Source organism: Chryseobacterium sp. PvR013 (assembly GCF_017833095.1).
Classification (GTDB): Bacteria; Bacteroidota; Bacteroidia; order Flavobacteriales; family Weeksellaceae; genus Chryseobacterium; species Chryseobacterium culicis_A.
In genome coordinates this window covers 2666974-2692247 of the sequence record NZ_JAFIBT010000001.1, presented here as the reverse complement: position 1 = coordinate 2692247, position 25274 = coordinate 2666974, and the positions used below count along the sequence as shown (strand labels likewise).

Below are 25274 nucleotides of genomic sequence, written 5' to 3'. Positions count from 1 at the left end.
AATAAATTTTTAAGGATGTGTTATTTTACTAACTCCTCAAAAAGCTTACCAAAAGTAGTATTCAGATCTTTAGATTTCCCCGGATGAGGTCTTGAGGTCTGTACCACAGAACTTCTTACAGCCGTAAGCCAGCGGAAGCGTTCCGGAATATCCAGAAAAGCAATAGGCCCGCCATCTTTATCTCCATTCGCAATTTTCTGAAAGCTTTCCAGATTGTGGATAATATCATCATAATCAAGCTTACTGTGCATCAGTTTGAATTTGTCCGGACACAAATAGAATTCCGCTTTGATGAATTTTTCTTTCTTAGAAAACATCACCAGTCCGATATTGAAAAACTCTTCTCTTTCAACTTTGGGCACCAGGCGTATTACCGCATATTCATATATTTTATCCTCTTGCATTTTTCGCTTCGTTTACAAAGATTTGAGAATTTTCTAATCTGGTTTTCATAAATTGAAAATAGATCTCACGGATTTCATCGGGTGTTTCATCGGCATCATTCCAATGCAACCAGTCTTCAGGAATCATATTGACAATTTCTCTGAAAAGAGCATCATTCAGGATTCCATGAGCAAATTGATCTGCTTCGTCAAGCATTTTTGCTTTAGGAAGAAGAACATGGTCTTTCACATATTTGAAAGGTGTCTTTGCTGCTGCATCAAAATTCTGCCATGAGTGGTGGAAATAGAATGAAGCACCATTATCAATGATCCAAAGTTCTTTATGCCACATGAGCATATTGGTGTTCTTAAAAGTACGGTCGATGTTGGTAATGAATGCATCCAGCCATACTATTTTTGAAGCCAGGAGCGGATCTACACTTACTCCCGGGTCATAGGTAATAGAACCGGAAAGATAATGCAGCCCGAGATTCAGGCCTTCAGAATGTTTCAGAAGATCCTGTATTTCTTCATCGGCTTCCGTTCTCCCAAAATCAGCATCAAGATTTACAAAAACTAATTCAGGAATTTTAAGTCCTAAAGCTTCCGTAATCTTTCCGCCTATAAGTTCGGAGATCAGCATTTTTACTCCATGGCCTGCACCACGGAATTTTAATACATACTTGAAATCATCATCAGCTTCTGCCAGGGCGGGAAGAGATCCTCCCTCTCTCAGTGGCAGAATGTAACGCATCACGGTTACAGTTCTTAAATTCTGCATGAAGCAAAAATAAGGTTATTTTTTAATTATTTTTTTAGTGAACTCCTTTTCATCTGTTTTATATTGAAGGAAATAAACTCCACTCGTTAAATGCTGAAGTGAAATACGGTAGCCAGTCTCTGTCTTATTCAAATGATAAGGCATGATTTTTCCTGAAGCTTCAGTAAGTGAAATTACTTCAAATTTCTTTTTAGAAACAATGTCAATATGTTCCAGAGCCGGATTTGGATAAATTTGAATTCCATTCTCCATTAGTGTTTCTGTGGTATTTAATGTGCTTACAACCACCAGTTTCGTTTTGGTCGTAGTCGCTCCACACGCATCTGTTGTAAGTTTTACATTATAATTTCCGCCTGTAGTATAGGTGTGTGCCGGATTTTCCAGGGTAGAAGTCGTTCCGTCACCAAAATCCCATGAATAGTTGGCTGCATTCTGTGTGGTATTGGTAAATTGAACGGTTCCTGCTCCATTCATCTGATAGGTGAATCTGCTGTGAACATCATTGTTCGTTACATACCATTTACCAGGCTGATTATACACCTCTGTTTTAACAATATCTTTAATCAATTGAGCATGTGCCGGACTAAGGTTCCCGTTAAAAGGAATTTGTGTGGGATCTTTTTTAAATATAATAGTGTAAAATGTATATGCTGCAGCCATAGAACCCATGTAACTCGGATGTGATTCGTCCTGATCATACAATTCAATAGTCGGATTCTGTTCTCGGATCGTTCTCCAAACCTTGCCTACGGGAGAGATAATCCCTTCATTATTCATTGCCATTTCCATGTAGCGTGCATAGATCAAATCATCCATTCCCTGATATGTACAGACTGACGGCCAGCCCGGGCAGATGGTTCCATCTCCATTTTTACGGCCCCAGGTCATATAAAATATTACATTTCCACATGCATTTGCATTTTTAAAAAGATTTGAAAGTTGAAGAGCAAAAGGATATACCTCGTTTTGAACCTGAGAATAAGGAAATGATGGCAGCTGGCTTTGTTCCTGCAATACCACGTAATCCCAGTTTCCTTGATTCATGTCTGAAGCAACATTGGGATTATTGGCATGGTTCTGTAGGGTAGCACCTCCCGGAGTCTGGCTATGATGTTCCAGTACATCTCCGTTAGAAGCCGCAATACTTTGGATAAGCCCGGGCAGATTATTAACATACGTGTAGCTGTTTCCAATAAAGAAAACCCTTTTGGTGGTCTGACTGAGGAGTAAAGAAAAAGTAATTAAAAATAAAAAAAGTAGAGTTTTTTTCATAAATTTCAGTTTAGATTATGGTTATAAATATAAATATTATTAAACAAAATTTAATTATATTATGAATTTGATTATTGAAAAGAATATATACTTAGAAAATAAAGAAACAAAAGGTTTTCTTGCTGATATTTTTTATAAAGACACCACAGAAAAACTTCCCCTGATCATATTTGTTCACGGATATAAAGGGTATAAAGATTGGGGAGCCTGGAATCTGATGGCTGAAAAATTTGCAGAAGCAGGTTTTTTCTTCGTTAAGTTTAATTTTTCCCATAATGGAACTACGGTTGCTGATCCGCTAGACTTTGCAGATCTTGAAGCCTTTGGTCATAACAATTATTCTAAAGAGCTTTCTGATCTTGGTGTGGTCATTGATCATTTTAGTGGGAATCCTCATGTGGATGGGGAAAAGATTGTTTTGATAGGACATAGCAGAGGAGGAGGGATTTCTATTATTAAAACCTTTGAAGACGAGAGAATCAACGGATTGATTACATTGGCCAGTGTAGATACTCTAGATCGTTTTCCAAAAGGAGAAGCTTTTGAGAACTGGAAAAATAATGGAGTATATTATGCGCTGAACGGACGTACGAAGCAGGAAATGCCTCATTATTATCAGTTTTATGAAGATTATGAGAATAATATTCATCGTTTTGATGTAGAGCGGGCTACAGAAATGGCTAAAGCTCATATGTTGATTATTCATGGAACAGACGATGAAGCGGTAGAGGTGAAACAGGCGGAACACCTTCATATTCTTCACCCGAATTCTGAACTGTTTCTGATTGAAAATGCCAACCATACCTTCGGAGCAAAAGAACCATGGACAGAAAAAGATCTACCAAAGGATCTGCATACTGTAACCGAAAAGTGTATTGATTTTATCAAGGAAAAATTGAAATAAAACAGATAAAATGCCGTTATTATAAATTAACCACCATATCAGTATAATTATGAAAAAAGTTATTGCGGGCGCATTTGCGCTTACATTGTGTGTCGTTTCCTGTAAAAAAGAAACTAAAACAGAATCTTCAACAAGCATAGATACTCTGGCTACAGTAATGCCTAAAGATTCCGTGTCCACTCCAAAAAATGACTCTGTTGCACCACCACCTTCTGCTACATCTGCTCGGATTATTACTAAAAATGTAGGGAAATATCCTCATGATATTAAATTTTTTGAAGATAAAAGTATTACAGAAAGACTGAAAAAGTTGGTAGGAGCTCAATATGATGAAATGGTAAAGAATTTCAATGTAGAAAGTCCTGTGGCTTCGGAAAATGGAATTTATAAACTGACAGGATGTAAGCAGCACGACTGTCCAGGATATGCTACAAGTATTTTTTACGATGCTAAAAATGACAATCTGAATGTTTCCATTGATAAAAATGGTAAGATAACAGACTTTGCTGAAAAAGGAAAAATTGTTGTTTCCGAAGCATTGAAAGCGAAGTAGTATAAGTTGGGAAGCTGGAAGATAGAAGCTGGGAGCTATTGACGTTTTTCCTATCTATTGAAATCAAATATCTATGGACTTCCAGCCTCAAGCTTCTGGCTTCCCGCATACAATAAAAAAGAGCCTGAAATTTCAGGCTCTTTTTTATTGTATAGTGAGTAAAACCCACGCTTCTTCAACTTTGCTGTCCAGAAGTAGTTTCTGAACCTCTATGTGAATGTTTTCATCAGCATGGAAGTTACCCGCAGGTAACACCTCTGTATTGGCAAGCATCCCAAGATCGTTTCCTGTAAATACTTTGCTGTATTTGATAGAATCAGGCAGCAGATCAAAACCAATTCCTTTTGTGACCAAAGGTTTCGGTACTTCAAAAAGGCTGTTTTCATTGCTTCTGGAATACCAGTTGCTGCCTAAACGGGCTACCATATCCAGTTTTTTCTGATCCAGATTTCCTGCTTCATTCAGATATTCTTCTCTGATGTGGATTTTCTGAACTTCACAGATCACCAGATTTCCGGCACCACCCTGATCTCCCAATGGTTTTACCTCTAAAACTTTACATTCAAAGTTGACAGGACATTCTTCAATCAGTTTAGGCTGTACAAAATCTGCATCCTTCATGGTAAGTCCGGATTTGATAAATTCATTGACTCCGGTTTCATATTCTGTAGAAGCTAAAGATATCTGTTGTACAATTGGGAAATTCACTGTTCCAATGACTACTTCGGGTACTTCAAGAACATTTTCCAGTGTATGTTTAGTCGTATTGTCACGAACTCTCCTTGATGGTGAAAAGATCAGGATAGGTGGAACAGTACTGAACATATTAAAAAAACTGAACGGAGATAAGTTATTATTGCCGTCTTTATCTACAGTGGAAGCCAGTGCAATCGGACGTGGTGAAACGGCAGTCTGCATGATGGTCTGTAGTTGTACGGAGGTTATCTCGGAAGGGATTACTGTTTTCATATTTTATTTAACCACAAAAGGCACAAAAGTTTTAAGTAAAATAGCTTTAATCTTTAAAGTTTAAAAAAGCATATCATAATATTGATTCACAAAGGTTTCCTGTCCTTCGTAATATAGATTTTTTACATTAAAATTGACTAAAATGCCTTTGGGTTTCTTCATTAAATTAATATAGTTAAGAAGTTGAGCTTTATGAATATCATTAAGCTTTGCCACTGACTTTAATTCTACCACAATTAAGTCTTCAATTAAAAAATCACAAAAGAAATCACAGTTAATTTCTTTTCCTTTATAATGTACCGGAACTTTCAATTCGGATTTAAAATTAATATTTCTTAATCTAAATTCTTCTTCCAGACATTTATGATATACGCTTTCCAATAAACCAGGCCCTAAAACTTTGTGGACTTCTATACAAGCACCATTTATTTTATAGGTAAGATCTGTTAAATATGACTGCGTAATCATAATTCCTTTTGTGACTTTTGCGGTAAAAAATTAAAGGGTTGGAATAATTTTACCGGAAACTTCTCCGAAACCTACTCTTATACCGTCTTTTTCAGCCCATGCTTTCATGGTAACCGTATCATTGTCTTCGATGAATTTTCTTTCTTCTCCGTTGCTTAATGATAAAGGATTCTGTCCTCTCCATGTAAGCTCAAGCATAGATCCGAAAGATTTTGGATCACTTCCGGAAATAGTACCGCTGGCATATAGGTCTCCTACTTCTACATTACATCCGTTTACGGTGTGGTGTGCCAGTTGCTGGGTCATATTCCAGTACATGTGTTTGTAGTTGCTTTCACAGATCAGGTTCTGATCTCCGTTTTCAGGCTGAATATATACCTCAAGGTTGATATCGTAGTTTTTATCACCTTCGAATTTTAAATACTCCAATACTTCAGGATCCTGAGTTGGAGAAGTTGTTCTGAATGGTTCCAAAGCTTCAAGGGTAACTACCCATGGAGAAATAGATGAACCGAAGTTTTTGGCAAGGAAGGGCCCTAGTGGAACATATTCCCATGACTGGATATCTCTTGCAGACCAGTCGTTGAAAACTACCATTCCGAAGATGGCATCTTCAGCATCTTTAGTAGAGATACTTTCTCCCATCTCTGTATTTCTGTTGAGGATGAAAGCCATTTCCAATTCAAAGTCAAGCTGTTTGCAAGGTCCGAAAACAGGTTTCTCCACATCTGCAGGTTTCATCTGACCTTTCGGACGGTTGATCTCAGTTCCGGAAACTACGATAGAAGAGGCTCTTCCATGGTAACCTACCGGTAAATGTTTCCAGTTTGGCAATAGAGCATTTGCAGGGTCACGGAACATTTTTCCTACGTTGGTAGCATGTTCAATGCTACTGTAGAAATCGGTGTAGTTCGGGATGTGAACAGGCATCATCATTTTTACTTTATCCAGATCATAGAAAGCTTCTTCAATGGTTTTCTGATCTTTTGATAAAATAGACCCTTCCTGTAATAATGTTTGAATTTTGGTACGAACAGCATTGGTAACCGGTTTACCCAGTTCGATAAATTCATTGATGGTATACGCTTCAAAAACATTGTCGTCTAATCCTTCAATATCTTCAAAATAACCAAGATCGTACAACGTAGCAAGATCAATTACCTGATCTCCGATTCTTGTACAGCATCCGATATATTCTTTGTTAAAAACTGCGACTCCGAAAGGAATATTGTGTATAGAAAAATCCGAATTTGAGGAATAGTCTACAAATGATTTCATAAGTTTAGATTTTAGTTAGATTAAAGATCCTCCAGAGTAATTCCCCGGAACATTTATTTTGTCTTTTTTGAGTAAGATGCTTCATCAATCCATCTGTCTCTGGTATTGACATCGATGAGGTACAGAATATTATCCTGTTGTGTCAGCAATAAGGTTTTGGTGACAGGCATTGGGATTTTTTTATTTTCAAGCATATCTGCCCGTAAAGAAATAATATTTTTTTTTCTGATAATATCTCCGGTGAAAACATTAGAGCTGGTTTCTCCTGTTGCTTTATCATCGAAAACTTCTACATAAGTGGCATTATTCCCTTTGATTATAATAAAGTCCCGTTCTGTATGATCGGCTTCATCTTTAATGAAAACAAACTTTTTGTTGTCAATATTTACATTTTCAAGATGCTGATTGATGCCTTTTCTTTGCTCAAGTCGATTAAGGATTTCATTCAGGGTTCCATACTGAGCTTGAAGTCCCAGTGTTCCCAGAAGGAAAATTCCTATTAAAAGTTTTCTCATATAGTGTGTTTTATAAAAAAGTTTTGCCAGAATACTGTATCCTGACAAAACTTATATTTTTTAATGTAAAATTAAAGATTACCTCTTCTTTCCTGTTCTCTCTCTAATGCTTCGAACAAAGCTTTGAAGTTTCCGGCACCAAAACTCTGTGCACCGTGTCTTTCAATAATTTCGAAGAATAGAGTAGGACGGTCTTCTACGGGTTTTGTAAAAATCTGTAACAAGTATCCTTCTTCATCATGATCAATAAGTATACCTAAATCCTGAAGTTTTTTAAGATCTTCATCAATATGACCTACTCTTTCAGGAACCATATCGTAATAAGCCTCTGGTGGAGCAGAAAGGAATTCAACACCACGTTTTTTCAATTCCGTTACGGTGTGGATAATATCTTTCGTGGCTACAGCAATGTGCTGTACCCCTTCACCTTCATAGAAATCAAGGTATTCTTCTACCTGAGATTTCTTTTTACCCTCTGCGGGCTCGTTGATAGGGAATTTTGCATATCCGTTTCCGTTTGACATTACTTTAGACATCAATGCAGAATATTCTGTGTTGATCTGCTTGTCATCAAAAGAAAGGATGTTTACAAACCCCATTACTTTTTCGTACCATTCTACAGTTGGGATCATTCTGTTCCAGTCAACATTTCCTACACAGTGGTCTACATATAATAAACCTGCTTCTTCAGGCTTATAATCACTTTCCCACTTTTCATATCCAGGCATGAAAGCTCCGTTGTAATTTTTTCTTTCCACAAACATGTGAACGGTTTCTCCATACGTGTAGATACCGGACATTCTTACCTCACCATGCTCATCAGTTAACGTTACAGGCTCTAAATAAGGTTTTCCTCCTCTTTTAGTTGTTTCTTCGAAAGCTGCATAAGCGTCATCTACCCAAAGTGCCAAAATTTTTACTCCGTCACCATGTTTTTTTACGTGCTCGCTGATAAGAGAGTCAGACTTTAGTCCGGTAGTTAATACCAATCTGATTTTTCCCTGTTGAAGCACATAAGATGCGCGGTCTCTTACTCCTGTTTCAGGACCGGCATAAGCTACAGACTGAAAACCGAAAGCGGTTTTGTAATAATGGGCAGCCTGTTTTGCATTTCCTACATAAAACTCAATATAATCTGTACCGTTAATCGGTAAGAAATTTTCTGCTTGAGCTATTTTCTCGGCAAATGTAAGTGTTGACATATTTTCTCTTTTACTTTTATTTTATTGGTATGCAAATTACAAAATTCTTAGATATCGCGAAAATATTACCACGGATTCATTGAATATATTTAACATAACGTTAAAGAAGAGTTTACTTAAGTATATTTAAGTTTCTTAAGTTTAAAATAGGCTGACTACATTTGTTATACAAAAGACAAATGAAAAAAATATTTCGAAACATGAAAGCCGTAGAGAGTATCTACGGCTTTCTTATTTTAGATAGTCTCAATTTTTCTGTTGAGCATTCCTGCATCGGGATTATAATTATCCCAGATCTTCCAGGTGTTATTTATTTTTTTTATAAAATAGATTTGGGTACTCAGCTGATTCACAAAATGTTCCTCTCCTGTTTCTCCCACTTTGAAGAGAAGATTCCAGAATTCCTGGGATTCTAATATTTTTTTATCGGGCTCATCGGTAACAACGTGTATATCAAAAACTTCGTAGTTGGATCTGTTGTTTTTGGTTACCAGATGAAAATCTTTATCACACAGCTCTTTACTGAATTGTGAAGCCCTTTCCAAAAAAGGAGAATCATCAAACACCAGACCTTTTAAGATTTCCGTATTATGGGTGGGAAACAGTTTGTAAAACTCAAAAGCTGCTGCACAGTAATCGTACACCATCTGGGTAAGATAGGACTGATCATCAGTTTCCTCATCGCCCTGTTTCTTGTATCTTATCGTAAGAATATAATCGTTAAGGTCCTTGTATCCTAAAAAAATACATATTTTATCCAGTGTTTTCAGAAACCTGAGATCACTATGGGTTTTATCCTGGTAATCGTTTTCAAAAAAACGCTGAAGAGTAACATGGGAAATCGTATTTCCAATTTCAAATTTCTTTCCTCCTTTCAGTTCCTCTGCTTCAGAAAGCTCATCCTTAATAATTTCAGAAAGAATAATATAATGGCTTCTCTTCCATTCATTCACATTCCCCAAAACAGAATTCCTTACCTTGGAATGCTTTACCACTTCTTCTCGTATCGAATTATATATAGTTTTCAATTTCCTTGTTTTTGAAAGAGTTTTATCAAATATACTGCCAAATTATTAATGTTTTTTGATCATTATATGGTGATGAATTCAAAATTTATTTTTAAGTCCCCGGTTAAAAAACCGTTTTGAGGTCTTTTATGATTGATTGTCAATGTTTAAATCTTTCAAAAGCAGCTCTCTCCAGCATTTCTCTGTCATCCGGGTGGGCTATACTGATGAGCTCCTGTGCTCTCTGGCGGAGATTTTTACCATACAGGTAAGCTGTTCCGTATTCAGTAACGACATAGTGGATATGACCTCTGGTTGTTACTACACCAGCTCCCTGTTTAAGAAAAGGAACGATTCTGGAAATTCCTTTTTTCGTTCTTGCGGTAATGGCTATGATAGGTTTTCCATCGTCACTTAAAGCGGCTCCACGCATAAAGTCCATTTGACCTCCGATTCCGCTGTATTGCATGGTTCCGATAGAATCTGCACATACCTGTCCCGTAAGGTCTATTTCAATGGCGGAATTGATGGCTACCATTTTCTTGTTTCTCATGATATTGATCGGGAAATTGACTTCACTTACATCTCTGAACGCAAACACGGTATTGTCATCCACATAATCATAGAGTTTTCGGGTTCCGAAACAGAAACTTGTTATGGTTTTGTTATCGTTGTAGCCTTTGTGCTTATTGTTGATTACATCATCCTGAATAAGGTCGATAACACCGTCACTCAGCATTTCTGTATGGATTCCAAGGTCTTTATGGTTGGTAAGACATTTCAAAACAGCATCTGGAATTGTACCAATACCCATCTGAAGGGTAGATCTGTCTTCAATCAGCTCAGCAACATTTTTTCCAACAAGCATTTCTTCAGGCCCAACTTTTGAGCCATAGTCTACTGTTGGAAGCTCTTCTTCATGCCAAACGAGTTTGTGGATTCTGCTGATATGGAGCATCCCGTCACCATGGGTTCTGGGCATTCTTGGATTGACAATGGCCACAATAATCTTGGCTGTATCCACGGCTGCTCTTGCAATATCCACAGAAGTTCCCAGTGTACAGAAACCATGTTTATCCGGTGGAGAAACTGTGACGATCGCTACATCCAGTGGTAAAATATTTTTTCTGAATAAAATAGGAATTTCACTTAGAAAGACAGGCACAAAGTCTCCTCTGTCAGAATTTACAGCATCACGTACAGGAGTGGAAACAAATAATGAATTGATGAAAAAGCTGTCTTTGTACTGGGGTTTTGCAATTTCCACATTTCCCTGCTGGGTAATAGAAACCATTTCCACATTTTGTAATCGTCCAGCCTGTCTTGCCAGTTCATCAATCAGATAATTGGGAGTACAAGCACTGCCGTGGAAAAATACACGGTTTCCACTTTTTATCGTATATATTGCCTCTTCTGCACTGATGTAATTATTCATATTTTATCTTTTTTAAAAGGGTGTTAAGAGTATTTTTCTGCCTCAAAAAATACTTCTATTCTTTCAAAGATAATCTTTATAATAATACATTTTCAAATATTTTAAAGATATTGGAAAGACATTTATCATATAGGATGGATGGAACTAAACTAAAAAATAAAGAACCAAATGCATTGGCATTCAGTTCTTTTTGTTTATCATTTTATTGTAAGAATCTTACAAATATTTTAAGTGTATGATAATTATATTTTTATCATGTATTATAAACCATAAAGTCTTTTACATACGCATACCGTATGAGTCGAATTTTCCGGATTATAGCAAAAATCTTCAGGAAATGCTTCTACAAACTGATTCATAAGTTGAATACAAACGACACGTGTTGGATTATCTCCTCCTTTTACATTTTTCAGCTCGTTTCTCTTCATTTTTTTAAGATTTTTCATAAGTTATTATTGTTTTTAGTTTTTCCTACTCGTATAGCTTTTCGGAGTACGCTTTTAAAATCTTTTAAATTTAAAAATTAATTCCGAAATATATAATTTATTCCAAAAAATAATTATTTATTCTTAAAAAAACCGCCATTAAACTTAAATAAAGTAAATGGGCGGTTAATTATTTTTAAACTTTGCTTAAAAGCGGGTTAAAGGGCAGTTTCAACAGCTGTTTTCTGCTTCATACTTCCGGTTTCTGAAAATCGAATATGCCAGCTGAAAGCTTCCTGCAGCAAATGAGGAGTATGACCTCCTTTTTCGCAGGCTCTGTCGAAATAAGATTGTAATTCTTCTTTATAGTCCGGATGAACGCAATTGTCGATAATATTTTGTGCTCTTTCTCTCGGTGCCAAACCTCTTAAGTCTGCCAATCCCACATCTGTTACCAGAATATCCACATCATGTTCTGTATGATCGGTATGAGATACCATTGGGAGAACGTGAGAAATATTATTGCCTTTTGATGCTGCCTGAGTCACAAAAATACTTAAATAAGCATTTCTTGCGAAGTCTCCGGAACCTCCAATTCCATTCATGATTTTTGTTCCTCCGATATGGGTAGAGTTTACGTTTCCATAAATATCGAATTCAATAGCAGTATTGATGGCTATTACTCCCAATCTTCGGATCAATCCCGGAGTATTGGAAATATTCTGAGGTCTTAGAACAAATTTGTCTTTATATTTTGAAAGATTTCCCAGGACTCTTTCATAACATTCCTGAGATACGGTAATGGATGATGCGGAGGCGAAACTCAGTTTACCGGAATCTATCAGATCAAATGTACTGTCCTGAAGTACTTCGGAAAACATCGTCAGATCATAAAAATTACTGTCTTTGAATCCTGTAAGAACCGCGTTGGCTACTTTACCGATACCTGCCTGAAGAGGAAGCAATCGGTCTGTAAGGCGTCCCAAAAGAACTTCATTTTCAAAGAAGGCAAGAAGGTGTTTGGCGATGGCTGTTGTCTTTTCATCCGGTTCTGCGATATCTGCCGGGCTGTCTTTACGATTGGTAAATACAATAGCCTCAATTTTTTCAGGGTCAACAGGAATGCTTTTTCGCCCGATTTTGTTCCATGAGGCAACAATAGGAATAACATTTCTGTACGGATAATCTTCTGCCTGGTAGATATCATGGATACCATATACTTCTTCAGGAACCTCTGTATTGATTTCAATGATGACTTTCTTAGCCAAAGCAGCAAAAGTCACGGAATTACCTACAGAAGTGGTCGGAACAATGCTTCCGTCTCTTTCAATATAGGCAGCTTCAATAATGGCTACATCTATGCTCTGAAGATTTTTGGTGTGGAGAAGCTCGGCACTTTCGCTTAAATGCTGGTCGATGAAGAGAATCTCACCGCTGTTAATTTTGTTTCTTAAGATTGGATCTACCTGAAACGGCATTCTTTTCTTCAGAACATTGGCCTCTGCCAGTTTCCCGTCGGTGCCGTGTCCCAGTGAAGCTCCGGTCATCAAAGTGACTTTCAGGTCTTCTGTTTTTCCTCTTTCTGCAAGTGCCGGCAAAATAGCCTTGCTGTCACCTGCTTTTGTAAAGCCGCTGGACCCAATGGTCATACCGTCTTTAATGATTTTTACAGCGTTTTCAGCTGTGGTTACCTTTTGGTGTAAACTTTCTAATCTGATTCTTTCTAACATGTAATATTGATTTTGTTTTAAACCACCATTACTTAGGATGCGTTATGAAAAATAATGATGGTTAAATATGTTAACCATACCTTACAAATTTACAAAAAAAGACGCTTTAAATAAAGGATTTAAAGCGTCTTTTGTATGTATTCAGTAATACTTTTTTGATAATTTTACTGTTTTATTCTAACCATGAAGTTTTATAAGAAGGATCTTCTACTTTTAAAGCTTCTTCAGTAATTTTTAAAGGACGGAAAGGGTCTACCATTACGGCATATTCTTCCGTGAATTTTTTACCGATACTTCTTTCCATAGCACCAGGGTGAGGTCCGTGTACAATTCCTCCCGGGTGAAGGGTGAAATCCATCAGATCAATATGGTTACGGCTCATGAAATCTCCTTCTGTATAGAACAATACCTCATCAGAATCAATATTGGAGTGGTTGTATGGTGCCGGAATTGCCTGTGGATGATAATCATACATTCTTGCGCAGAATGAACATACTACGAAATTATGTCCTTCAAAATTCTGGTGAACCGGTGGTGGTTGGTGAATTCTTCCGGTAATCGGTTCGAAATTTTTAATATTGAATTTATAAGGATAAAAATAGCCGTCCCAGCCTACCACATCGAACGGGTGAGTAGCATAGATGAAGTCGGTAATCTGGTTTTCTTTTTTAACTTTAATCAGGAATTCTCCTTTTTCATCGATAGGTTCTTTATAAGTAGGAGCAATCATATCTCTCTCACAGAATGGAGAATGTTCCAATAGCTGCCCGAATTCATTTCTGTATCTTTTCGGAGTATAAATAGGAGAATGGCTTTCTAATACAAAAAAGACTGTATCATCAGATTTCAGTTCTACCTGATAAATGGTTCCTCTCGGAATAATAAGATAATCTCCGGTTACAAATTCAAGATCACCTACAAATGTTTTTAAAATCCCAGTTCCGTTATGAACATACAAAAGCTCATCACACTCAGCATTTTTGTAGAAATAATCCATCGATTTTCTTGGCTTTGCCAATCCCATTTTCAGATCGTTGTTCATCAAAAGGATCTTTCTGCTGTCCATGAAATCGTCTTCAGGAGTGACGTTCATTCCCTTAAACATTCTCGGAGCAACATTTTTTTCCACAGCGATTTTGGGAGTAACATCTTTCGGTTCACCGATAGATTTAATCTGAGTAGGGCGGTGGATATGATATAACAGTGAAGAAATACCATGGAAGCCTTCTGTTCCGAAAAGCTGCTCATAGTAAAATTTATCTTCCGGAGACTTAAAGATCGTATGCCTTTTTGGTGGGATATTTCCCAATTGATGATATCTCATTTTACTTTGATATGTAGTTTCTCAAATTTAATCATTTTTCACGAATTGGCTCAACCTATATTTTTAGATTAAGTTTTGTATTTGAAAAATAATTGTTAGATTTGTCTAACAATTTTAATTTCATGAAACGAATATTATTTTCTATTACTTTTTTATCAACCTATTGTTTTGCGCAGGAGACAGACAGTTTGAGTTTACAACAGACTAAAAATCTGGATTCTGCAAAAGTTATGAAGAGGGAATTCAAGACAAGTAACATTGAGGATGTAGTGGTTACCGGTACCATAAAACCGATGAGCAGGTCTAAAAGTCCTGTTGCCGTAGAGATCTACAGCCAGAAATTCTTTCAGAAAAATCCTACTCCCAGCATTTTTGAGGCGATTGCGATGGTAAACGGAGTAAAACCTCAGCTGAACTGTTCCGTGTGTAATACGGGAGATATTCACATTAACGGATTGGAAGGACCTTATACCATGATTCTGATTGACGGAATGCCAATTGTAAGTTCACTATCTACAGTGTATGGCCTGAGTGGGATTCCCAATAGTCTGGTAGACAGGATTGAAGTAGTGAAAGGGCCAGCTTCGTCAATTTATGGCTCTGAAGCAATGGGAGGAGTGATCAATATTATCACCAAAAATGCTTTGACTGCTCCTAAATTAAGTGTGGACCTGATGACATCGAGCTGGTTTGAAAATAATCTGGATCTTTCTACCAAGTTTAATGTAGGGAAGAATGCCGCTTCATTATTAAGTTTAAATTATTTCAGTTTTCAGGAAAGAATAGATCAGAATAAAGATAATTTCACGGATGCCACTTTACAAAGCAGAATTTCCGTATTCAACAAGTGGAACTTTAAGAGAAAAGAAAACAGACAGGCAAGTTTTGCTTTGAGGTATCTGTATGAAGACCGTTTTGGTGGAGAAATGCAATGGAATAAATCTTTCCGTGGAAGTGATGAAGTGTATGGAGAAAGTATTTACACCAACAGGGCAGAAGTTTTTGGTTTGTATGAATGGCCAATGAAAGAGCATATCGTGACTCAGTTTTCTTATAATTATCATGATCAGAACTCTTTTTATGGATCCAATCCTTTCAATGCAACACAAAAGGTAGCTTTTGTACAGACCTATTGGGACAGAAGCTTCGGAAAGCATGATATCACGGCCGGGCTTACTTTCAAAAGAACTTTTTATGATGACAACACTCCGGGAACTTTAGCTTCAGACGGAATTACCAATGCTCCGATGAAATCTCCAATCTGGGGAGCTTTTATCCAGGATCAGTGGGAGATTAACGATAAAAATACTTTGTTGCTTGGATATCGATATGACTATGATAAAGTACATCATTCTGTACATTCACCGAGATTAGCATGGAAGTTTTCACCCAATCCGTATCACACTTTACGTTTTAATTTTGGAACAGGATTCAGAGTGGTGAATTTATTTACTGAAGATCATGCTGCACTGACAGGCTCAAGGGAAGTTGTGGTAAAATCTGATCTGAAACCGGAAAGATCGGTGAACGGAAACCTGAACTATATCTGGAAAATCCCTGTAGGAAACCGAATGGTGAATCTTGATGCATCTGCATTTTATACTTATTTCAGTAATAAAATTGTGGGTGATTTTGATTCAGATCCTAATAAAATTATTTATGATAATCTTCACGGATACGGAATTTCAAGAGGTGCTTCTTTGAATGTGGATTTTAGTTTTCAGTTTCCGCTGAGTGTTAATCTGGGAGTGACTTACCTGGATGTATATCAGAAATTTGATAATGAGAATCAAAAAACACAACAGCTGCATGCTCCAAAGTGGAGTGGAACGTATAACCTGACATATAAGTTTCCAAGTAATCTGACTATAGATTTTACAGGACAATTTTACGGCCCTATGAGGCTTCCGGTCCTGGTGAATGACTATCGCCCTGAATATTCACCATTGTATTCTTTGGCTAATATCCAGGTGTCCAAGAGTTTCAAATCAGGATTTGAGGTGTATTGCGGGATGAAAAATTTATTCAATTTCAGGCCTAAAGATCCTTTGATGAGACCATTTGACCCATTTGATAAGCATGTTGATGATCCTATCAACAATCCTAATCATTATACTTTTGATACGGCGTATGGCTATGCTCCGATGCAAGGGATAAGAGGTTTTCTGGGAGTAAAATATACTTTAAAATGAAAAAATTAGCTTTATTTTTAATGTTAGTGCCCTGTTTTTATCTGTCACAGATGAAGACAGGCACTTTTTCTGATCTTGAGGTTCAGCAGAAAGAAAATCCTAAACCGGTTGTAATCCATCTTTATACGGAATGGTGTTCGGTTTGTAAAATTGAGTCCTTCCGTTTAAGTAAAGATAAAGAGTTGGTTAATATGATCAATGACCATTTTTATTTCGTCAATTTTGAGGCAGAGAAGACAAAGGAGAAAATCCACTTTCAGAATCAGGAGTTTGAATATCTGCAAAATGGAAATTCCGGAATTCATGAATTGGCACTGGCGTTGTCAAAGAATAAAAACCAGCCTGTTTATCCTTTGTGGGTATTTCTGGATAAGCATCAGAACTTAGTGTATTATCAGGAAGGGCAGATGACGCCTGAAAAAATGAAGCAGAAGCTGTTGGAGATTTCTGCTTTGTAAGGTGGGAGATTTTGTTGGAAAACGCAAAGGCGCAAAGTTTTTTTTCTTTTCTTATGTTTTAAGGCGTAAGGATTTTATCTGCGATAAAATTGTATATTCCTAATACTTTATAGATTATTCCTTGCTGAAAATCTTTGATTTTCTACGCTTTAAAAAACAAAACATTATTTATTTTTATTGCGCCTTTACGTTTTTCTAACCTTGCAAAATCTTATTTTTATTTCCCACAGATTACACAAATGCCACAGATTTTTTGGCTTGTTGAACTTTTAAAATTTGTGAGAACGATCCCAATTTTTAAATAATTAAATCTTTTAATTAATTATCTGCATCAATCAAAACTGCCAGCTGAATACAAGGTTCATCAGTACGGTTGCTCCATGCATGATTGGTGCCTCTTTGTATGACGATATCTCCCGGTTTCAGAAGCGTTTCTCCTTCTTCCATGATGAGATAGAGCTCACCGGAAAGGATGATGATATAATCCAGTGTTGGTGTTTGATGCATCATGGGGTGAGGTTCATTCTTTTTCCATTCTACTCCTAGATCTTTATCCGGAGGGACAACAACATATCGGAAATAAGTACCGTTTTTAGGAGTTTGAGGAAATCCGGTATTGGGAATTTTCGTTTCAAGTTCTAAGCTGGCCGGCATTTTCTGTGTATTCCATACATCTGAAATAATAAGTCCGGGAAAATGTTCCACAGCGTTTTCTACCTGTTGGTCTTCAATTATAATCGATTTTCCTTCTTTAATTCCAGTTACGATTCGTCTTGGTATTTTGTTCATAGATTAATGTTTCATAATAAGTTTATGCCCTTGCGTCTGATTATTTTTTAATATAGAATGTGCCTGCAAAACGGTATCCAGAGAAAGGTTTCCCACGAGTTTATGCTGAGGAGGAAGAATCGTTCCGTTTTCAATAAGTCTTTTTATTTCTAGTAAACTGTTTTTATAATACTCATATTTTTTTATCATTCCATAGGTATAATTGGAGATATTCATGATCAAAGTTCCCTTGTTGAACAGCATTTCATGAGCATCTTTAGTGACTAAAGCGGTCACATCCACATAAGTTGCGTTAATTTTTAAAACTTCGGCCGTCACTTCAGACATAGAGTTTCCAACCAGATCAATTCCAAATTCAAAAGGCTGATTGTTATTGGCTTTTAATATGTTTTCAATAAGATTTTCCTCTCTGTAATTAATGATTTGATGATCTTTCAGACCTAATTTGAGAAGCATCTGCCTGTTTTCTTCACTGCCAACGGTTGCAATAACCTGTCGGATATTATGTGCCAGTAAAAATTTAATCAGAAATGAACCCACACCTCCGGCTGCACCTGTCACAAGGACAGTATTTTCCGGATTTAATTGTAAGCGTTTAAAGATCTGCAAAGAAGTAAGTCCTGCTGAAGGAATAGCAGCTGCCTGTTCAAACGAAATATTTTTTGGTTTAAAGGAAACAATGGCTTCAGGAACAGCAATATATTCAGCGTAAGTACCATTGCTTCCCATAGAGCCGCTGCCACAATATACTTCATCACCAATATTGAATTCTGTAACTTCGGAACCTTTATCTATTACAATTCCGGACAATTCTCTTCCTAATATCGGGGAACTGATCAGTTTCCGTTCCAATTCATTTTCCAGCATCTGATAATCGATGGGGTTGAAACCACTTGCTTTAATCTGGATTAAAACTTCATTGCTTTTGGGTTTGGGCTGTTCTGTAAATCCGTCCTCCAGTTTTCCGTTTTTATTTAAAATAACTGCTTTCATATGTTTTTATTTGATACACAAATGTAAAGAGGGAATAGTTTATATTTGCTACTAGTTAACCAATGGTAACTAGTTACCTTCATGAAACTATTATGGCAAAAATCATTGAAAACGGTATCGAAAGAGAGGCAAGCTGTACAGAAGAACTGTTTGCGATGCGCGACAGCCTTGATGTGTTAGGAGGAAAATGGAAACTGATGATTTTACGGTATCTGACCAACAGGCCGGATCAGATGATTCATTTTAAAAAGCTGGAACGAAGTATTGAGGGAATTTCTGCTAAAATGCTGAGCAAAGAATTAAAAGAACTGGAAACCAATCTTCTCATCACCAGAACCATTCAGGATACGAAACCTATTACGGTAACTTATGCGGTGACCGAGTACGGGAAATCTGTATTTCCTGTCACAGAAACATTGGTCAATTGGGGAATACTTCATCGGGAAAAAATTAAAGAATCAATGGGGTAGTTGTGAGATATTGGAAAACGCAAAGACGCTAAGTTTTTTCTTTTCTTATGTTTTAAGGCGCAAGGATTTTATCTCCGATAAAATTGAATGCTGTTTATTTATTTTATAAAACCTTTGCTGAAAATCTTAGATTTTCTTGCGCCTTACAGCAGTATATTATTAAATTTCTATGCGCCTTTGCGATTACTAATAAATATTGCTTCATAGAAAAAAGTCAAAAGAATCTGCGTGTTCTTCTGTCGCATAGATGAAAAAATCCCCAGACCCAAAGCAGGGTTGAGGATTTTAAATAATACCAAATTGTTTATTAATTTTTATCTAACCATAAATTTACCAGTTCAGAGTGATCTTCCACCCATTGTTTAGCGGTAGCTTCTTTATTTTTACTCTGTTCCATTTTCATTAAAAGATCAGACATATTTTCATCATCAAAATGAAGTCTGGAAAAGAACCTGGCCAGCTCCGGATGATCCTTCACAAAACTTTTTCTGGAATAGGTTTTAATCTGCTCAGCTTCACCAAATATCTTTTTAGGATCATCAAGAAATTTAAGTTTCATTTTGCCGAATATCCAGTGAGGCTGCCATCCGGTTACCACAATCCATTGTTTACGTTGTATGGCGTTTTGCAATTCGGTGATCATGGCAATGGTAGAGGAGTTGATCTGTTGGTAATCCAGCTTATAATCAATAATAGCTTTATCCGTTCCGGTTGTTAATCCGGCTCCTTTTTCAATTCCTATGATTCTGTGGCTGAATTGCTCCTGATGCTGATTAAGTTCTTCAATGGAATTAACAGGGACGTATTCCGGAACGACCAATCCTATACGGCCATTGTTGTAATTGGTGCCAATATGGGTTAATCCCGGGAATTTTGCCAGTTTTTTAGCATGTGTATAAGGAAGCCAGACTCCCATGAAAAGATCTGTATCTTCATTATTCATTGAAGCCATAATCATATCGGTAGACGCTTTTTGAATTATAACATGATAACCCTGTTTATCCAGAATGGCTTTGGCAACATGCGTCATGGCAACATCTTCTGCCCAGCCATCTACCATTCCTATGGTGATGTATTTGGAGTTTTTTATATTTTCACACGAACTTAATGCTGTAAATATTAACATTAAAGCGGGTAAAAACATATATTTAAATTGTTTCATCTTATTGCTTTTTCTTTACAAATCCCTGAGTAATACGGTCGAGGATAATGGCTAAAATCACAACGGATAATCCACTTTCAAATCCTAATCCGATATCCAGATTATTAATACCTTCCAATACTTTTTCCCCTAAACCTCCTGCGGCAATCATCCCTGCGATAACTACCATGGATAAAGATAATAGTATGGTTTGATTGATTCCTGTTAAAATAGTTTTCATGGCTAAAGGAAGTTCTACCTTGAAAAGGATCTGACGGTTGGTAGCTCCAAAAGCTCTGGCTGCTTCCACGATATCTTTCGGAACAGCTTCTATTCCCAATGTTGTTAATCTTACCGCGGGCGGCATGGCAAAAATGATGGTTGCAAAAGCTCCCGGAACTTTACCGATACTGAAAAACAGAACGGCAGGAATCAGGTAAACAAATGCCGGCATCGTCTGCATCAAATCCAGTAAAGGACGAATGATTTTGTCTGCTATTGTGCTTTTAGCCGCTAAAATTCCCAAAGGAATAGAAAGAATAAGAGCTGTAATGGTGGAAACAAAAATAAGGGCCAGTGTTTCCATGGTTTCTTTCCATAGTCCCATTAAAAATATTAAACTTAATCCGGCAGCCGTTACCACAGCAATTCCTTTTCCTGCCTTCCATAATGCCAGCAGGGTAAAGAAGAGAATGATTACATAAAAAGGTGTGTTTGTTAAAACCCATTCAATCCCCATAATAGAGGCATTTCCCAAATGTTTTATGACATCAAATACAGGTTTTCCATTTTCTGTGAGCCAATTGATAGCAGTTTCTACATATTGACCTATATCTATAGTTTTATTCATCTTATTGATTGTTTGCGATTTCTTTTAATTCAATGATTTCTTCTTCGTTAAACTTGGTCGCTTCTATGATGAGAGATAGTTGGGTAACAAGACCTAAGAATTTATTGTCTTCATCAATTACTGCGATGGCTGATTTACTTCCGGAAATCAATGGCAGCATTTCTTCTACGGTTACCTCTGGATAAACTGAAGGAACATTGCTGTTGATAATGGATTCCACTGTAGGTTCTTTCTTTTTGGCAATTCGGACAACGTCATTAAGCGTTACAAACCCCAGAAATTTATTCTGAAAATCTACAACAGGTAGGTTTTCCAGTCCTGTGGCTCTCATTTTTCTTAAAGCTCCTTCAGGACCGTCTTTTCTGAAACGTACCACTGTAGCTTTGTCGAACATTAAAGATCTGGCTGTAATAATTGTTTTACGGTCTACTTTCTCTACAAAGGCTTTTACATAATCACTTGCAGGATTGGTTAAGATCTCTTCAGCTGTTCCTATCTGTTCTATGACCCCATCTTTCATAATGACGATACGGTCTCCAATTTTAATGGCTTCGTCCAAATCATGGGTAATAAAGACAATGGTTTTTTGTAATGTATTCTGCAGTTCAAGCATCTGATCCTGCATTTCAGATTTGATCAATGGATCCAGTGCGGAGAAGGCTTCATCCATAAGCAGTACTTCCGGGTCATTAGCTAAAGCTCTTGCCAATCCTACTCTCTGCTGCATTCCTCCGGAAAGCTGGGAAGGATACTGGTTCTCAAAACCATTCAACCCTACAATATCCAGGGCTTTCTGTGCTTTTTTATCACGGGAAGCTTTGTTTTCCCCTCTAATTTCAAGTCCGAAACCAGCATTGTCTAAAATAGTATGGTGGGGAAGTAATCCGAATTTCTGAAATACCATACTCATTTCTGTTCTTCTTACTTCCAGCAGTTGTTTATTGTTTTTACCGGTAATATCATCGTCATTGATGTATACTTTTCCGGAAGTGGGTTCGTTCAGTCTGTTGAGGCAACGAAGCAGAGTAGATTTTCCACTTCCCGAAAGTCCCATGATAACAAAAAATTCTCCTTCATAGATTTCAAAACTGGCTTTGTTGATTCCGATGGTACAGCCTGTTTTTTCAAGAATTTCCTTTTTGGAAAAACCTTTGTCCAGAAGTTCCTGTGCCTTTTCTTTGTTTTTACCAAAGATGATGGTTAGGTCTTCCACTTTAAGTTTTACTTTTCGAGTGTTTTCATTTTTTTCCATATTCAGAATTTTTCAATTAATAATTTGATATAATATATTGTACACCAATTTATTATATACATTTAGCATTCGTTGTTCTGCTGATGACGATAGGATAAAATAATTTGCTAAGCCTTTAGTGATAAAAGCTTTAAACAAAAAAATAACAGCATAAAGACCTGCCGGCCTTATGTTTATTTTAAATATTTCAATAGATTATACTCTAGAAAAAGAGTGTATCATGTAAAAAGAAGCTAATCTTTTACATAGATTCTACAATTAAATTACTGATGAGGTAATTACAGATATGTGTACTGAACAACTTGAATGGCTACATTTAATCAAAATGCTTGCCAGCATCAAAAAACTGTATATCAATTTTTTATGACGCTGCAAATTTACGAATTTTATATTAAATGGATTTTTTAGGCTGTAATATATTGATTTTCAGTATTGTTTTAAAGTTGTGTTTCACAGGAATTTCTTCTCTTATCATTCTAGTTAAGAGAATATTGATGTGAGAAGAAACTTTGACGATATTACCCGTAAGACTATTTCAATAAGACGGCAATAATGGCAAGGATAGCGGGTAAAGCCTGAACGAAGAATATTTTTTTAGTAGCCGAAATTGCTCCATATATTCCTGCTACGGCTACACATCCTAAAAAGAACAGCGCCACATTGGTTTGCCATTGCGGATCTTTAATCAAAAATGACCAGATCAGTCCGGCTGCCAGAAAGCCATTGTAAAGTCCCTGATTGGCTGCTAATCCTTTGGTAGGTTTAAACATCTCCGCAGGTAAAGCTGCTTTGAAAACTTCCTTTCCTTTGGTTTCCCAGGCAAACATTTCCATCCAAAGAATATAAATATGTTCCAGTGCAACGATTGCGATCAGAATTTTAGCAACGATTTCCATAATAAATATTTTCTCATTGTAAAACTAAAAAAATAAAGTTAAGTTTGAGTATTAATTTCTAAGATGGACTCATTCAAATCGCATTTAAATAAATTTATTACCATAACCGATGAGGAATTTGTTTCCATCATGTCTTTTTTTCAGGTTCTTGATGTGAAAAAGAAACAAAATCTGGTGCTGGAAGGAGAGGTTTGCCGAACGATGTATTTTGTGTTGAAAGGATGTTTGAGAAAGTTCTTCATCAACGAAAAAGGAGTGGAGCAAACTACCGAGTTTGCCATTGAAAACTGGTGGATTACAGATACATTTGCTTACGAAAGACAAATACAGACAGATTTTTCAATACAGGCAGTAGAGCATTCTTCTATTCTGGTAATTGATCTGGAGCGTCAGGAAGATTTATTAAAAAAACATCCTGTGATGGAAAGGTATTTCCGGATGGTCTATCAAAGGGCATATGCTGCTTCGGAACGGAGAATCCGTTATTTGTATGAGATGTCCAGAGAAGAACTTTATATGCATTTCAGTACTTTATATCCGTGGTTTATCCAAAGAATTCCTCAATACCTGATTGCTTCCTTTTTGAATCTTACTCCGGAATATCTGAGCGAAATCAGAGCAAAATTACGATCTTAAACCAGTTTAAGATTTTTACGAATAAGAAACCGGAAATTTGTCATGTTATTAAAAGCTAATGCAATGACAGATCATAAAAATCAATTTCCGCAACTCTTTTTAAGGCTGGCTCTTGCCGTTACAATGCTTTCTGCGGTGGCAGACCGATTCGGATTATGGAGCAAAGAAAATTCGTCATGGGGAAACATGGAGAGTTTTAAAGAATATACAAGACAGCTGACCTATTTCCTTCCGGAAGCTTTGAGTACAGTCTCAGCATATGCTGCGACGTTATTAGAAATTCTTTTCCCTTTAATGCTGGTTTTAGGATTTAAAACAAAAATAGCAGCATATGGAAGCAGTATTTTACTCTTGATTTTTGCGATATCCATGACCATTGCATCAGGGCCAAAAGCTCCACTTAACTATTCCGTGTGGGTAGGAAGTGCTGCAGCGCTTTTACTGGCAGTACAACAACGTTATTCTTTAAGTATAGATCAATTAACCCAAAAATAATAATATTATGAGCGCAAGATTGAATATTGCAACAGTAGATTCAGCAGCTTACAAAGCGATGATGGGATTAGAAGGATATTTACAAACCACTTCTTTAACCCATATTCAGAAGGAATTAATTAAAATCAGAGCTTCACAGATCAATAAATGTGCTTTCTGCCTTGATATGCATACAAAGGATGCTATCAAATATGGTGAAACGCCTCAGAGAATTTTTATTCTGAACGGATGGACGGAAGCCAGAGAATTTTTCACAGAAGAAGAACAGGTACTTTTAACAATGACTGAGGAGATTACTTTGATCAGCCATCAGGGGCTTACTGAGGAAACTTTCCAAAAAGCAAAGTCATTTTTTGATGATAACCAGATTGCTCAGATCATTATGGCTATCGTAACAATCAATGCATGGAACAGAATTGCAGTAAGTACTCATCTTCCGATTGCAAAATAGTGAAGTCTGGAAGCGGGGAGATGGGAGATGGATGTTAATGAAGACTGCATCATCTACGGATGTTTACTTTATTTAAAAAAACGGCCTTTCAAATTTTTGAAAGGCCGTTTTGATGTAAGATACAAAGTGACAGTGTAATACGGTTTGGGTATTAATTCTAAAAATAAATCTAAGGTTCATTTTATTTTTTAAACGGAATTACCTTGTCTCTTTGTTTCTCGGATATAAAAGTTGTTTTAATTTTACCTAACCACAAAAGTGACAAAAGGTTTCATTTTAAAACACTTGAGTTCACTTAAGTAAGTGTAAAATGATACCGCAGAAAAGTTCACACAAGATGAAAATCAAAGATTTTCACAAAACTTAGGTGTACTTATTACGCATAAGGCCTCGTTCTGAAAAAAC

General features: G+C 36.7%; 27 protein-coding genes. 8 read left to right on the top strand and 19 right to left on the bottom strand.

The genetic code is table 11. From position 1 onward, the window contains the following. Nucleotides 1-20 precede the first annotated feature (20 nt). The 3 genes from JOE44_RS12145 to JOE44_RS12135 are packed head-to-tail and all read right to left on the bottom strand — an operon-like array spanning nt 21 to nt 2436. Complete coding sequence (locus JOE44_RS12145) at nt 21-404, bottom strand: DUF3037 domain-containing protein (RefSeq protein ID WP_209785790.1); 384 nt, start codon at nt 402-404, stop codon at nt 21-23. Beyond that, a complete protein-coding gene (locus JOE44_RS12140) occupies nt 391-1164 on the bottom strand; it encodes a HipA family kinase (RefSeq protein ID WP_209785789.1) in 774 nt (257 codons plus the stop codon). The genes JOE44_RS12145 and JOE44_RS12140 overlap by 14 nt, the downstream gene beginning before the upstream one ends. Nucleotides 1165-1179: 15 nt before the next feature. Continuing rightward, complete coding sequence (locus tag JOE44_RS12135; protein ID WP_209785788.1) at nt 1180-2436, bottom strand: PKD domain-containing protein; 1257 nt, start codon at nt 2434-2436, stop codon at nt 1180-1182. A 61-nt stretch (nt 2437-2497) separates the two neighbouring features. On the opposite strand from JOE44_RS12135, the gene JOE44_RS12130 reads away from it, so the two are divergent. Further along, on the top strand, nt 2498-3340 hold the full coding sequence (locus JOE44_RS12130; protein ID WP_209785787.1) for an alpha/beta fold hydrolase: 843 nt from the start codon (nt 2498-2500) through the stop codon (nt 3338-3340). Between the two features lie 49 nt (nt 3341-3389). Continuing rightward, nucleotides 3390-3893, top strand: coding sequence for a hypothetical protein (locus JOE44_RS12125; RefSeq protein WP_209785786.1), 504 nt, complete (start codon nt 3390-3392; stop codon nt 3891-3893). A 144-nt stretch (nt 3894-4037) separates the two neighbouring features. On the opposite strand, the gene JOE44_RS12120 is transcribed toward JOE44_RS12125, so the two are convergent. The 10 genes from JOE44_RS12120 to JOE44_RS12075 form a co-directional block, all read right to left on the bottom strand. Then, on the bottom strand, nt 4038-4862 hold the full coding sequence (locus tag JOE44_RS12120; protein ID WP_209785785.1) for a flavin reductase family protein: 825 nt from the start codon (nt 4860-4862) through the stop codon (nt 4038-4040). Nucleotides 4863-4922: 60 nt separating this feature from the next. Continuing rightward, the gene (locus tag JOE44_RS12115; RefSeq protein ID WP_209785784.1) at nt 4923-5330 is read right to left on the bottom strand and encodes a GxxExxY protein; all 408 of its coding nucleotides are present in this window, start codon (nt 5328-5330) and stop codon (nt 4923-4925) included. 30 nt (nt 5331-5360) lie between these two features. Continuing rightward, nucleotides 5361-6608: a fumarylacetoacetase gene (gene fahA / locus JOE44_RS12110; RefSeq protein WP_209785783.1), complete on the bottom strand. Its 1248-nt coding sequence runs from the start codon at nt 6606-6608 to the stop codon at nt 5361-5363. Between the two features lie 53 nt (nt 6609-6661). Then, complete coding sequence (locus JOE44_RS12105; RefSeq protein ID WP_209785782.1) at nt 6662-7123, bottom strand: hypothetical protein; 462 nt, start codon at nt 7121-7123, stop codon at nt 6662-6664. Nucleotides 7124-7194: 71 nt separating this feature from the next. Beyond that, nucleotides 7195-8325 carry a 4-hydroxyphenylpyruvate dioxygenase gene (gene hppD / locus JOE44_RS12100; protein WP_105684476.1) on the bottom strand — a complete coding sequence of 377 codons (1131 nt, stop codon included), beginning with the start codon at nt 8323-8325 and terminating at the stop codon, nt 7195-7197. Between the two features lie 236 nt (nt 8326-8561). Continuing rightward, complete coding sequence (locus JOE44_RS12095; RefSeq protein ID WP_209785781.1) at nt 8562-9353, bottom strand: hypothetical protein; 792 nt, start codon at nt 9351-9353, stop codon at nt 8562-8564. Between the two features lie 139 nt (nt 9354-9492). Continuing rightward, nucleotides 9493-10767, bottom strand: coding sequence for an acetyl-CoA hydrolase/transferase family protein (locus JOE44_RS12090; RefSeq protein ID WP_209785780.1), 1275 nt, complete (start codon nt 10765-10767; stop codon nt 9493-9495). Nucleotides 10768-11027: 260 nt separating this feature from the next. Continuing rightward, nucleotides 11028-11195, bottom strand: coding sequence for a hypothetical protein (locus JOE44_RS12085; RefSeq protein ID WP_209785779.1), 168 nt, complete (start codon nt 11193-11195; stop codon nt 11028-11030). A 215-nt stretch (nt 11196-11410) separates the two neighbouring features. Then, entirely contained in the window at nt 11411-12922 is a 1512-nt protein-coding gene (locus tag JOE44_RS12080) for a succinate CoA transferase (RefSeq protein WP_209785778.1), read from the bottom strand. A 172-nt stretch (nt 12923-13094) separates the two neighbouring features. Next, nucleotides 13095-14246, bottom strand: a complete 1152-nt coding sequence (locus JOE44_RS12075; RefSeq protein WP_209785777.1) for a homogentisate 1,2-dioxygenase — start codon at nt 14244-14246, stop codon at nt 13095-13097. 122 nt (nt 14247-14368) lie between these two features. On the opposite strand from JOE44_RS12075, the gene JOE44_RS12070 reads away from it, so the two are divergent. Then, the gene (locus JOE44_RS12070) at nt 14369-16438 is read left to right on the top strand and encodes a TonB-dependent receptor (protein ID WP_209785776.1); all 2070 of its coding nucleotides are present in this window, start codon (nt 14369-14371) and stop codon (nt 16436-16438) included. Continuing rightward, nucleotides 16435-16896 carry a thioredoxin fold domain-containing protein gene (locus JOE44_RS12065; protein WP_209785775.1) on the top strand — a complete coding sequence of 154 codons (462 nt, stop codon included), beginning with the start codon at nt 16435-16437 and terminating at the stop codon, nt 16894-16896. Before JOE44_RS12070 ends, JOE44_RS12065 begins: the two co-directional genes overlap by 4 nt. A gap of 318 nt (nt 16897-17214) precedes the next feature. On the opposite strand, the gene JOE44_RS12060 is transcribed toward JOE44_RS12065, so the two are convergent. Together JOE44_RS12060 and JOE44_RS12055 are read right to left on the bottom strand one after the other, a co-directional pair. After that, nucleotides 17215-17685, bottom strand: a complete 471-nt coding sequence (locus JOE44_RS12060; RefSeq protein WP_209785774.1) for a cupin domain-containing protein — start codon at nt 17683-17685, stop codon at nt 17215-17217. A 3-nt stretch (nt 17686-17688) separates the two neighbouring features. Then, nucleotides 17689-18678 (bottom strand): NADP-dependent oxidoreductase, encoded by a 990-nt coding sequence (locus JOE44_RS12055; protein ID WP_209785773.1) that lies wholly within the window; start codon nt 18676-18678, stop codon nt 17689-17691. A 92-nt stretch (nt 18679-18770) separates the two neighbouring features. Between JOE44_RS12055 and JOE44_RS12050 the strand changes: the two genes are divergently transcribed. Continuing rightward, the gene (locus tag JOE44_RS12050) at nt 18771-19148 is read left to right on the top strand and encodes a helix-turn-helix domain-containing protein (RefSeq protein WP_105684557.1); all 378 of its coding nucleotides are present in this window, start codon (nt 18771-18773) and stop codon (nt 19146-19148) included. 307 nt (nt 19149-19455) lie between these two features. Here the strand turns inward: JOE44_RS12050 and JOE44_RS12045 are convergent, their stop codons facing one another. The 4 genes from JOE44_RS12045 to JOE44_RS12030 form a co-directional block, all read right to left on the bottom strand. Further along, nucleotides 19456-20310, bottom strand: a complete 855-nt coding sequence (locus JOE44_RS12045; protein WP_209785772.1) for a glycine betaine ABC transporter substrate-binding protein — start codon at nt 20308-20310, stop codon at nt 19456-19458. 1 nt (nt 20311) lies between these two features. Further along, a complete protein-coding gene (locus JOE44_RS12040; protein WP_209785771.1) occupies nt 20312-21139 on the bottom strand; it encodes a proline/glycine betaine ABC transporter permease in 828 nt (275 codons plus the stop codon). A gap of 1 nt (nt 21140) precedes the next feature. Then, the gene (locus JOE44_RS12035) at nt 21141-22391 is read right to left on the bottom strand and encodes a glycine betaine/L-proline ABC transporter ATP-binding protein (RefSeq protein WP_209785770.1); all 1251 of its coding nucleotides are present in this window, start codon (nt 22389-22391) and stop codon (nt 21141-21143) included. Between the two features lie 530 nt (nt 22392-22921). Next, the gene (locus tag JOE44_RS12030) at nt 22922-23287 is read right to left on the bottom strand and encodes a DUF1304 domain-containing protein (RefSeq protein ID WP_105684465.1); all 366 of its coding nucleotides are present in this window, start codon (nt 23285-23287) and stop codon (nt 22922-22924) included. A gap of 63 nt (nt 23288-23350) precedes the next feature. On the opposite strand from JOE44_RS12030, the gene JOE44_RS12025 reads away from it, so the two are divergent. The 3 genes from JOE44_RS12025 to JOE44_RS12015 all read left to right on the top strand — a co-directional run bounded on the left by JOE44_RS12025 (nt 23351) and on the right by JOE44_RS12015 (nt 24869). Next, on the top strand, nt 23351-23923 hold the full coding sequence (locus JOE44_RS12025; RefSeq protein ID WP_105684464.1) for a Crp/Fnr family transcriptional regulator: 573 nt from the start codon (nt 23351-23353) through the stop codon (nt 23921-23923). 63 nt (nt 23924-23986) lie between these two features. Beyond that, nucleotides 23987-24418 (top strand): DoxX family protein, encoded by a 432-nt coding sequence (locus tag JOE44_RS12020; protein WP_245169769.1) that lies wholly within the window; start codon nt 23987-23989, stop codon nt 24416-24418. A gap of 7 nt (nt 24419-24425) precedes the next feature. Continuing rightward, nucleotides 24426-24869: a carboxymuconolactone decarboxylase family protein gene (locus tag JOE44_RS12015; RefSeq protein WP_105684462.1), complete on the top strand. Its 444-nt coding sequence runs from the start codon at nt 24426-24428 to the stop codon at nt 24867-24869. Nucleotides 24870-25274: the final 405 nt, after the last annotated feature.

What these genes read in the sequence shown, in the direction of transcription:
- JOE44_RS12065 (WP_209785775.1), top strand. Translation starts at nt 16,435, where the DNA reads ATGAAAAAATTAGCTTTATTTTTAATGTTAGTGCCCTGTTTTTATCTG.
- JOE44_RS12025 (WP_105684464.1), top strand. Translation starts at nt 23,351, where the DNA reads ATGGACTCATTCAAATCGCATTTAAATAAATTTATTACCATAACCGAT.
- JOE44_RS12030 (WP_105684465.1), bottom strand. Translation starts at nt 23,287, where the DNA reads ATGGAAATCGTTGCTAAAATTCTGATCGCAATCGTTGCACTGGAACAT.
- JOE44_RS12140 (WP_209785789.1), bottom strand. Translation starts at nt 1,164, where the DNA reads ATGCAGAATTTAAGAACTGTAACCGTGATGCGTTACATTCTGCCACTG.
- JOE44_RS12135 (WP_209785788.1), bottom strand. Translation starts at nt 2,436, where the DNA reads ATGAAAAAAACTCTACTTTTTTTATTTTTAATTACTTTTTCTTTACTC.
- JOE44_RS12035 (WP_209785770.1), bottom strand. Translation starts at nt 22,391, where the DNA reads ATGGAAAAAAATGAAAACACTCGAAAAGTAAAACTTAAAGTGGAAGAC.
- JOE44_RS12045 (WP_209785772.1), bottom strand. Translation starts at nt 20,310, where the DNA reads ATGAAACAATTTAAATATATGTTTTTACCCGCTTTAATGTTAATATTT.
- JOE44_RS12060 (WP_209785774.1), bottom strand. Translation starts at nt 17,685, where the DNA reads ATGAACAAAATACCAAGACGAATCGTAACTGGAATTAAAGAAGGAAAA.
- JOE44_RS12055 (WP_209785773.1), bottom strand. Translation starts at nt 18,678, where the DNA reads ATGAAAGCAGTTATTTTAAATAAAAACGGAAAACTGGAGGACGGATTT.
- JOE44_RS12105 (WP_209785782.1), bottom strand. Translation starts at nt 7,123, where the DNA reads ATGAGAAAACTTTTAATAGGAATTTTCCTTCTGGGAACACTGGGACTT.
- hppD (WP_105684476.1), bottom strand. Translation starts at nt 8,325, where the DNA reads ATGTCAACACTTACATTTGCCGAGAAAATAGCTCAAGCAGAAAATTTC.
- JOE44_RS12090 (WP_209785780.1), bottom strand. Translation starts at nt 10,767, where the DNA reads ATGAATAATTACATCAGTGCAGAAGAGGCAATATATACGATAAAAAGT.
- JOE44_RS12145 (WP_209785790.1), bottom strand. Translation starts at nt 404, where the DNA reads ATGCAAGAGGATAAAATATATGAATATGCGGTAATACGCCTGGTGCCC.
- JOE44_RS12020 (WP_245169769.1), top strand. Translation starts at nt 23,987, where the DNA reads ATGACAGATCATAAAAATCAATTTCCGCAACTCTTTTTAAGGCTGGCT.
- JOE44_RS12080 (WP_209785778.1), bottom strand. Translation starts at nt 12,922, where the DNA reads ATGTTAGAAAGAATCAGATTAGAAAGTTTACACCAAAAGGTAACCACA.
- JOE44_RS12085 (WP_209785779.1), bottom strand. Translation starts at nt 11,195, where the DNA reads ATGAAGAGAAACGAGCTGAAAAATGTAAAAGGAGGAGATAATCCAACA.
- JOE44_RS12015 (WP_105684462.1), top strand. Translation starts at nt 24,426, where the DNA reads ATGAGCGCAAGATTGAATATTGCAACAGTAGATTCAGCAGCTTACAAA.
- JOE44_RS12075 (WP_209785777.1), bottom strand. Translation starts at nt 14,246, where the DNA reads ATGAGATATCATCAATTGGGAAATATCCCACCAAAAAGGCATACGATC.
- JOE44_RS12040 (WP_209785771.1), bottom strand. Translation starts at nt 21,139, where the DNA reads ATGAATAAAACTATAGATATAGGTCAATATGTAGAAACTGCTATCAAT.
- JOE44_RS12125 (WP_209785786.1), top strand. Translation starts at nt 3,390, where the DNA reads ATGAAAAAAGTTATTGCGGGCGCATTTGCGCTTACATTGTGTGTCGTT.
- JOE44_RS12130 (WP_209785787.1), top strand. Translation starts at nt 2,498, where the DNA reads ATGAATTTGATTATTGAAAAGAATATATACTTAGAAAATAAAGAAACA.
- JOE44_RS12050 (WP_105684557.1), top strand. Translation starts at nt 18,771, where the DNA reads ATGGCAAAAATCATTGAAAACGGTATCGAAAGAGAGGCAAGCTGTACA.
- JOE44_RS12070 (WP_209785776.1), top strand. Translation starts at nt 14,369, where the DNA reads ATGAAACGAATATTATTTTCTATTACTTTTTTATCAACCTATTGTTTT.
- JOE44_RS12120 (WP_209785785.1), bottom strand. Translation starts at nt 4,862, where the DNA reads ATGAAAACAGTAATCCCTTCCGAGATAACCTCCGTACAACTACAGACC.
- fahA (WP_209785783.1), bottom strand. Translation starts at nt 6,608, where the DNA reads ATGAAATCATTTGTAGACTATTCCTCAAATTCGGATTTTTCTATACAC.
- JOE44_RS12115 (WP_209785784.1), bottom strand. Translation starts at nt 5,330, where the DNA reads ATGATTACGCAGTCATATTTAACAGATCTTACCTATAAAATAAATGGT.